The sequence below is a fragment of the Methanocorpusculum petauri genome (genome assembly GCF_026891975.1).
Taxonomy (GTDB): Archaea; Halobacteriota; Methanomicrobia; order Methanomicrobiales; family Methanocorpusculaceae; genus Methanocorpusculum; species Methanocorpusculum petauri.
In genome coordinates this window covers 1-971 of the sequence record NZ_JAPTGB010000050.1, presented here as the reverse complement: position 1 = coordinate 971, position 971 = coordinate 1, and the positions used below count along the sequence as shown (strand labels likewise).

2 protein-coding genes are annotated in these 971 nt (G+C 63.0%); both read left to right on the top strand.

Annotated elements, in window-relative coordinates:
* Positions 1 to 132: 132 nt before the first annotated feature.
* The gene (locus O0S10_RS10460) at positions 133 to 399 is read left to right on the top strand and encodes an FmdB family zinc ribbon protein (protein ID WP_268925827.1); all 267 of its coding nucleotides are present in this window, start codon (positions 133 to 135) and stop codon (positions 397 to 399) included.
* Positions 396 to 884 (top strand): hypothetical protein, encoded by a 489-nt coding sequence (locus O0S10_RS10455; RefSeq protein ID WP_268925825.1) that lies wholly within the window; start codon positions 396 to 398, stop codon positions 882 to 884. The genes O0S10_RS10460 and O0S10_RS10455 overlap by 4 nt, the downstream gene beginning before the upstream one ends.
* The last annotated feature ends 87 nt before the right edge of the window (positions 885 to 971 follow it).

The following is a 971-nucleotide window of genomic DNA, read 5'->3' as shown; positions in this document are numbered from 1 at the left end:
CACCGTCCGCGCCATTCGCACGCGCTACACCGCAGGCGGCATCAGCATCCGCGAACTATCCGCAGAATACCTCCTCTCCCCGGCAACCGTATCCCGCATCATCCGAAACCGCACCTACACCGGAGTCACCCCATGACACCCGAAACCGACCCCGTCTATCAGATAACCGACTACACCTGCACCAGCTGCGGCCGCACCTTCTCCCTCGGCATCTGGACACCGCCCGAACCCCCAAACCCCGAACCCCTCCTCACCTGTCCCCACTGCAAACAGACCGCCGTCCTCACCGACCCCGCAGAAAAACGCACCATCGAAGAGTACTTCCGCCTCAGAAAAGCCGTAAACCTCATCCTCCACACCAGAACACGCGAACATCACCAGAGAACCGACCCACCATGACCCGCACCGCAACCCTCCTCAACGACCTCATCCTCCCGAAATGGCCCCGGCCCGCCGACCCCTTTGCCCGTGCCCTCTGGGCAGACCAGCTCGAACACGCAGCAGGCGAACTCGCCCGGCTCTTCAACCAACAATATCACACCGCCGTCAGCGAAATCACCACAGGAAACCTCACCAGCCCCGACTACGAACTCCGGTTTCCCGTCATCCCCGTCCGGCGCGTAGACACCGGCCGGCTCCGGCGCGAACTCCCGGCAGCTTACACCCGCACCGCACATCTCCGGGCGACCGACGCAGAACACATCCTCGGCAGAACTGAACTCTATACCCTTTGCCGGAACACCGACCCGGCCCGTACCGAATCTCTCACCATCGTCACCATCAGCGACCTCGCCGGAATCCTCAGCCCCGCCGAACTCGAACCCTATCTCCTCACGGACCAGAAACCCGCCCGCCCCGTAATTCTCCGGAGGGAAACAGCGTGAGATGGTACCACTACCCCGAACTCGCCGACCGGGAAACCCTCCTTGCCATGCTCCGCGCCGGACTCTCCGTCCGCGACATCTGTACGA

What these genes read in the sequence shown, in the direction of transcription:
- O0S10_RS10460 (WP_268925827.1), top strand. Translation starts at nt 133, where the DNA reads ATGACACCCGAAACCGACCCCGTCTATCAGATAACCGACTACACCTGC.
- O0S10_RS10455 (WP_268925825.1), top strand. Translation starts at nt 396, where the DNA reads ATGACCCGCACCGCAACCCTCCTCAACGACCTCATCCTCCCGAAATGG.